Annotated in this window: 7 protein-coding genes; 5 read left to right on the forward strand and 2 right to left on the reverse strand. The window is 41.9% G+C overall.

The genetic code is table 11. The features are described 5' to 3' along the window. Positions 1-17 precede the first annotated feature (17 nt). From secD to KQI32_RS08355, 4 genes are all read left to right on the forward strand, one after another. Positions 18-1,286, forward strand: coding sequence for a protein translocase subunit SecD (gene secD / locus KQI32_RS13415; protein ID WP_253291123.1), 1,269 nt, complete (start codon positions 18-20; stop codon positions 1,284-1,286). Further along, positions 1,279-2,214, forward strand: coding sequence for a protein translocase subunit SecF (secF, locus tag KQI32_RS13420; protein WP_253291124.1), 936 nt, complete (start codon positions 1,279-1,281; stop codon positions 2,212-2,214). The genes secD and secF overlap by 8 nt, the downstream gene beginning before the upstream one ends. Before the next feature lie 378 nt (positions 2,215-2,592). Then, positions 2,593-2,760, forward strand: a complete 168-nt coding sequence (locus KQI32_RS08350) for a hypothetical protein (protein ID WP_216424667.1) — start codon at positions 2,593-2,595, stop codon at positions 2,758-2,760. A 141-nt stretch (positions 2,761-2,901) separates the two neighbouring features. Then, positions 2,902-3,156, forward strand: a complete 255-nt coding sequence (locus KQI32_RS08355) for a DUF6809 family protein (protein WP_216424668.1) — start codon at positions 2,902-2,904, stop codon at positions 3,154-3,156. A 336-nt stretch (positions 3,157-3,492) separates the two neighbouring features. Here the strand turns inward: KQI32_RS08355 and KQI32_RS08360 are convergent, their stop codons facing one another. Further along, positions 3,493-5,037 (reverse strand): recombinase family protein, encoded by a 1,545-nt coding sequence (locus tag KQI32_RS08360; RefSeq protein ID WP_216424669.1) that lies wholly within the window; start codon positions 5,035-5,037, stop codon positions 3,493-3,495. A gap of 139 nt (positions 5,038-5,176) precedes the next feature. Between KQI32_RS08360 and KQI32_RS08365 the strand changes: the two genes are divergently transcribed. After that, positions 5,177-5,488: a helix-turn-helix domain-containing protein gene (locus tag KQI32_RS08365; protein ID WP_216424670.1), complete on the forward strand. Its 312-nt coding sequence runs from the start codon at positions 5,177-5,179 to the stop codon at positions 5,486-5,488. Between the two features lie 121 nt (positions 5,489-5,609). On the opposite strand, the gene KQI32_RS08370 is transcribed toward KQI32_RS08365, so the two are convergent. Beyond that, a complete protein-coding gene (locus tag KQI32_RS08370) occupies positions 5,610-6,986 on the reverse strand; it encodes a hypothetical protein (protein WP_216424671.1) in 1,377 nt (458 codons plus the stop codon). Between the last annotated feature and the right edge of the window lie 186 nt (positions 6,987-7,172).

Genomic DNA, 7,172 nt, shown 5'->3' on the forward strand with positions numbered 1-7,172 from the left:
AATGGGAGGAATCTATTTTGCGTGCAAAGAAATATACATGCGTTATCATTGCACTGATTGTTGCAGTGATTGTTTCCGTCGCTTTTTTCGGACTGGATTTTGGTCCTTTGAAAATCAAGGGTGCCGATGAAATCCGTTTCGGCATTGATATCCGCGGCGGTGTGGAGGCTGTCTACGAGCCTAAAGATCTGGACAGAGCCCCCACTTCTGAAGAAATGGAAGCGGCCCGTGCGGTAATCGAAAACCGTATGGACACTCAAAATATCCTGGACCGTGACGTGACCGTGGATAAATCCACCGGTCAGATTTTGGTCCGTTTCCCCTGGAAATCGGATGAAACCGATTTCAATCCTCAGAATGCCATCGCCGAGCTGGGAGAAACCGCCCGTTTGACCTTCCGTGATCCGGACGGCAATATTGTGGTGGAAGGAAAAGACGTGAAAAAAAGCACTCCAAACGTGGACCCGCAGACCAATCAACCGGTGGTTCAACTGGAGTTCAACACCGAGGGAGCCAAGTCTTTTGAGGAGGCAACCGGTCGCCTGGTCAACCAGCGGATTTCCATTTATATGGATGAAACCCTGCTCTCCGCCCCCAATGTCCAGCAAAAAATTTCAGGCGGTTCCGCTGTTATAACCGGAATGGAAAGTTCAGAGGCGGCAAAAGAGCTTTCTGACAAAATCAATTCCGGCGCACTGCCCTTTTCCCTGGTTTCCAAAAATCACAGCACCATTTCCCCCACATTGGGAACCGGCGCTTTGAACGTTATGCTCCAGGCAGGGCTTCTGGCGTTTATCCTGATCTGTCTGTTCATGATTTTTTATTACAGGCTGCCAGGCTTTGTGGCCTGCATCGGCTTGCTTTTACAGCTCTCCTGCCAGATGCTTTTGGTATCGATCCCCCAGTTTACCCTGACGCTTCCCGGCATCGCTGGCATGATTCTGTCGGTGGGTATGGGCGTGGATACAAACGTGATTATTGCAGAGCGAATCAAGGAGGAGCTCAACACCGGCAAAACCTTGGCGGGCGCGATTGATATCGGCTATCACAGGGCTTATTCTGCCATTGTGGACGGAAACCTGACCACCGCAATCGTGGCCGTTATCCTGATGATCTTCGGTTCGGGCACCATGCTGTCCTTCGGCTATACCCTTCTCACCGGAGTTATTTTGAACTTTATATCCGGCATCACACTTTCCAGGTATATGACCTCTTCGCTGAGCCAGTATCATATCTTGAAAAAGCCCGGTTTATACGGAAAAAGGAGGGTGGCAGACCATGATTAAATTTTATAAAAACCGCTATAAATTTTTCGCCATTTCCTTGGTTCTGATTGTCCTGGGATTTGTTTTCCTCGGCATCAACGGTATGGATCTTTCCATCCAGTTCAAGGGCGGTGCAATTTTAAAGTATACATACCAAAACGAGATCGACACGGAACAGGTGGCTGCGGTTGTCAGCCAGACTTTGAACCGCAGCGCCGATGTGCAGCTCACCACCGACCTGGCAACCGATACCCAAAAGGTAGTTATCAGTCTGGCCGGCACCGAGGGCGTATCCGCACAGGATCAGGAAACGCTGGATAACGCGCTGAAAGCGGCTTTCCCGGATAACGGCCTGAATCTGTCCGAATCCAACATTGTACAAGCGTTTATCGGAAAGAAATTCTTGCAGAACAGCATGATTGCATTGATTCTTTCCTCCATCCTGATCGTCATCTATGTGGCGATTCGTTTCCAAAAAATTTCGGGGCTGTCCGCAGGGGTGATGGCGCTTGTGGCTCTCTTTCACGACGTGGCCATCGTGTTTTTCACCTTTATCGTGTTCAAGCTTCCCATCAACGAGTCCTTTATCGCGGTGGCGCTGACCATTATCGGTTACTCTATCAACGACACCATTGTCATCTATGACCGTATCCGCGAAAACAGCCTGGCAAACCGGAAGATGTCCCTTGCGGATCTGGTGGACAAGAGCATCAACCAGTCCCTGGTCCGCTCCTTAAACACCTCGCTGACAACGGTTGTCAGCATCACCATCGTCTATATTTTCGCTTCTGTTTACAATATTGAATCCATTAAAGTATTCGCCCTGCCTATGATGGTCGGCCTGATTTCAGGCGCTTACTCCACCATCTGTATCGCAGGCCCCCTGTGGGTCATGTGGCAAAACCACAAGACAAAAGCAAGGGAAACCGAAGCGAAAAAAGTCCACTAGCGCATAAGTGTCCGTATTACAAAAGCGGCATTCTTCTTTGGAAGAATGCCGCTTTGCTTTTTACATGAGAAAATAAGAAAAAATCCTAGGCGACAAAAGCTTTATGATGATCTCCAAAAAGAAAGGAAGGGGTGTACCGTTTTTCGAACATTTCACCACTTCCCCACGCACGACTGCCCAAAGACAGAGGTACATGAATCATTATACACTATGTACTCTATGTTTTTCAAGGCGTTGTGACGAAATTCAGGAGGAAAATATACATTTACAATAGATCAATTGACAAGCCTATATAAATATTTAATTGGCGGTAAAATAATAATTGATTTTTTGGCGGTAATATATTATAATATAGTTGTCGGCAAGAAGGAGGTGAGCATGCCAAAAAAACAGCGAGGGCGCCCTACAACATCCGATCCCAAATGCGAACGTGTTGATGTTCGGCTTACAAAAGATGAATTAGATAAATTAGACGAATACTGTAAGAAGAAAAACATTTCGCGGCCTCAAGGATTACGCGATGGATTAAAAGTGCTCAAAATATGAAAAGAAGCGGCGCTTTGTCGGCAAACATACTGCGCCACTTCCCCACGCACGACTGCCCAAAGGCAGAGGTACATAAATCATTATACACTATGTACTCTATGTTTTTCAAGGCGTTGTGACGAAATTCAGGAGGAAAAAAGAATGAAAAAAATTTTAGAAGACTTATTTTTTGGCGAACTCCAACCGAATGTAATGAATCCCAGCATTCAAAAATGCATTCAAATTATGGACGAAAAGGAAGAAACCCTGCTGAAGCTTTTGGAAGGAAAGGAACGGAAGCTGTTCCTCGACCTGATAAACGCCCAAAGCGAGTTGGACGGCAACTGTGCTGTTGAACAATTTATCAACGGGTTTAAACTGGGTGCGAGAATGATTGCAGAAGCTATCATAGAATGACAGAAAAAATATAGCCACTAAAAAATCTCTGTATTTATTACAGGGATTTTTTGATATACCGAGAAATCTCAAAGTTTTCGGCAAAAATAGAAAGACCAGAGTGTTGAAAACGACTCCGGTCAACAAAAAATAACCATAAAGAGCTATACTCCTTATGGTTATTTGTCATGAAAGTAGTGACCTATTCTGATACGAAATGCACACCCTTTGAACCTTTCGTGTAAAGGTTCAAAGGGTGTGCATTTTTTAATTATTCCCCAAGGCAGCAAAAGAAAGACCGCAAACCGTTCACCCCAAAAGGTGTGCGGTCTTGCGGTCTCACTCGTTTCGGTGCGGTTACACTCCGACCTTGATTTCTGTGCCGTTGGCAAATACAAAAGTGATTTCGCCGTTCCTGTGGACGATGGCTTTTTCAATCATCACCGTCCAGATGGTGTCGTTCCAGTCGTGCATTACCTCCGGCTGTTTCTTGAGGGTGCGGATGTAAAGTGCCATCTTCTTGTCCTGCTGGCTGCGGGCGGTGCGTAGGCTCTGCAACCTTTCCAATTCCGCAGCCGCTTTCTCATACCGCTCGGTGAGGGCTTCGTACTTTTTGAGGTAGGCTTCCTGGGACTGTGCCGTGGATGCGTTTTCCTTGACTGCTGCCTTGACCAGTTCGGCAACCACCTGAGTTTCTTCAAGCTGCCGTTCAATGTCGGCATCCAGTGTTCCGAAGTCCATCAGCTTCTGTCGCCATGCTTCTATTTCCTTTGCAATCTGCACCCGATCCTGCATCATCAGATTGTAGGCCTTGATGAAAAGGCGCTGTATGGTTTCTGTGTCCAATACAGGGATGCGGCAGTGTTTCTCACTTGCGAATTTGCCGTTGCACTGCCAAATGGTACGGCGGTACTGATCGGTGGAGTGCCAGACCTTTGGGCCGAAGAAGGCACCGCAGTCCTCGCAGACCAGTTTGGCTGAAAGAACACTTTTGCCGCTGTAGGCTTTCCCCAGGGTCTTTCGTCTGGCAAACTCTGCTTGCACCTGCTCCCATTCGTCCGGCTCAATGATGGCGGGGTGGCTGCCCGTCACATAATACTGCGGCACTTCGCCCTCGTTGGGTTTCATTTTCTTTTCCAAAAAGTCGACTGTGAACTTCTTCTGGAGCAGCGCATCACCCTTGTATTTTTCGTTCTGAAGGATACTGGTGACCGTAGACTTGCTCCATTTTGCTTTGCCGCCCGGTGAGGGGATGCCCAACTCTTCCAGGTACTTGCAAATGCCTGCTTGGGTCTTGCTCTCAAGGAAAAGACGGTAAATCAGCTTCACAACCCTGGCTTGACTTTCGACAACCGCAGGCCGTCCGTCCTCGCCCTTTTCATAGCCGAGGAAGCGTTTGTACGGCAAATGCACTTTGCCATCAGAGAAGCTCTTGCGCTGTCCCCAGGTGATGTTTTCGGAAATGTTGCGGCTTTCTTCCTGCGCCAGAGAGGACATGATGGTGATGAGCAGTTCGCCCTTACCGTCAAAGGTGTAGATGCCCTCTTTTTCAAAGTAGCATTCTACGCCGTTCTCTTTCAGCTTTCGGATGGTGACCAGGCTGTCTACCGTATTTCTCGCAAATCGGCTGACCGACTTGGTAACGATGAGGTCAATTTTGCCGTCCAGTGCATCGGTGATCATTTCTTTGAACCCCTCACGGCGCTTGGTGTTAGTGCCGGAAATGCCCTCGTCGCTGTAAAGCTTGTCAAACTGACTCTTGCTTCCGAATAAAAATGTATCAACCTTTTTCTCTACAATTAAATTTTCAGCAACTTCTTTCAGACGATTAACCAAATCATCTGTAACTTCTATCTTCCTGTGTCCAAAGAAACTACAGGTGTATTTTTTATTATCTTTCATAACATAAACCTCACTTATAAAGTAGTATTTTGATATATTATACCATTTATATTGGTGTACGACAATATAAATGAGATTTGTTAAGTGGCATTTTTACCACTTTTGTGAGTTAAAATATAATATAAGGAGGGTGAATACTATGGAAGAAAAGGAAATTTCATTACGTCTTGCTACTCTTCGTACCAAGAAAAAAGTTTCAGCACGCGAAATGAGTTTAGCAATTGGCCAAAACCCTAACTATATAAATCACATTGAAACCGGAAGTGCTACTCCCTCTTTATCAGGATTATCGTATATCTGCGAATATCTTGGAATAACCATGAGTGAATTTTTCGATTTCAATTCTACCAACCCCACAAAGTTGAACAAAATTAACGAATACTTAAAGAAGTTAGATGATGAACAACTTGAAGTAATTGAAAACCTCGTCAAAAACTTAGCCAATAAATAAAACTAGCCGTCTACAGAATCAAATCTGCAGACGGCTTTTGCTTTCATTATGTAAAACTGTTTATGAAACAAACATCTATTGCAACAAAAATTATAAATACAAAATTTAAAATCAGATGTAATTATATTAGGTTTTGTATGACATACTTAGATATAAAACTTATATTTTTCATTTTATCCCATGAATCTTGCAATCTTCTTTTTAACTCAAATGCATCTTCGTAGTCATCTCCTATGACCTTTACAATAGTTTCTACATCTCTTTCATAAATTCCTAAGTCTACCAACATTTTTCTTTGTTTTGATGAGGCAAAATAAAGAAAATCTATGGGTTCTATAATTTTTTTATTTAAAATATCCACCAGATTCTTATCAATTTTGGATAGTTTCATGAAATATATTATTAACAGAACTTTGGGATAAAAAATATGTTCAATATAACTTGATTTCATCCTTATAGTTGTAGAAATAATTGTATCAATATTTGCAGTTGTATAGTATTTACGAACTTCATCAACAACTGTCTTGATTTTTAGTCTATTCATATTTAGCAGTTTATTAATGATATTTGAATTCATCGGATTAGGTCTACTTTCGATTATTTGATACAATTCACTCACAAGATGCAATCTTCCGTTTTGCGGATTGTCTATAAATTTTTGTAACTCTGAAATTAATTTACTACAATTAGTTTTATAGCGTCCATATATTTCTTTAACAGTTTCAAACCTTGGTCTACTACCAATATTTTTTTGATATTCCTCAATCGTAATTCCAAGTTCTTCCAAAAAATTCATGACATCTTCGTAGTGTTCCACGTTTCCTTTTTGAATATCTACATCTTTACTTTCGTCTGTAATTTCAAACTTTACACTTCTTATCGCATCTATTTTATTATAATCAGGATCGCTTGGCGCCTTCAAATAATATGCATTGCCAACATAATGCTGATTCAACCTTCCTGTTCGTCCAACCAAATTGAAAAAATCGAATGCTGAAAAATCTGCATCGTTATTATTACGTTCAGACATTCGGGAAGGTTTTGTAATAATAATATTTTTTGCTGTAGTATTTACTCCTTCTAACAATGTAGAAGTACATAGTAATCTGTTAAAAACGCCTTCTTTTTCATAATTATCTAATTGAAACATTCGTGTTCCCATTGGAATTTGTCCATTGTGAATTAAATAGCCTCTCTCCATCGCCTTAATTACACACCAATCTTCATGTATTTCTTCCCTTGCCCATAACAAAAAATTCTTTGTAACAGCATCTAGTTCTTCAATACAAGGCTCATTAATTAAAAAATTGTTTACATAGTTATATATACCTACAACTGTTGGGAAGAATACTAAAGTTTTATCATTGCAATCTATTTCTTTAAGCAAGTTTTGACACTCTGGATATCTATCTTCATGTCTTAGAATTTTTTTAACTTTGACATCATTTACTACAGGGGAATACATAGTATTATAAAATACAGGCTTTTTTTCAAGCATTTCAATGTCTTCTATAGAATTTATAAATGGTGCTAATAAAACATATTTTAAAGCTCTTTGAGCGAGATGACTAACTATTAAAAGTCAAGACATTTTTAAAAAAATTAAGTAATTGAAAAATAGGCGCACTTAAACAAGCCCTATGTTTCAAGGACTAAAAAAATATTAGATAAAGATTATCTCAAA

It is taken from the genome of Acetivibrio sp. MSJd-27 (assembly GCF_018918095.1).
Taxonomy (GTDB): domain Bacteria; phylum Bacillota; class Clostridia; order UMGS1840; family HGM11507; genus HGM11507.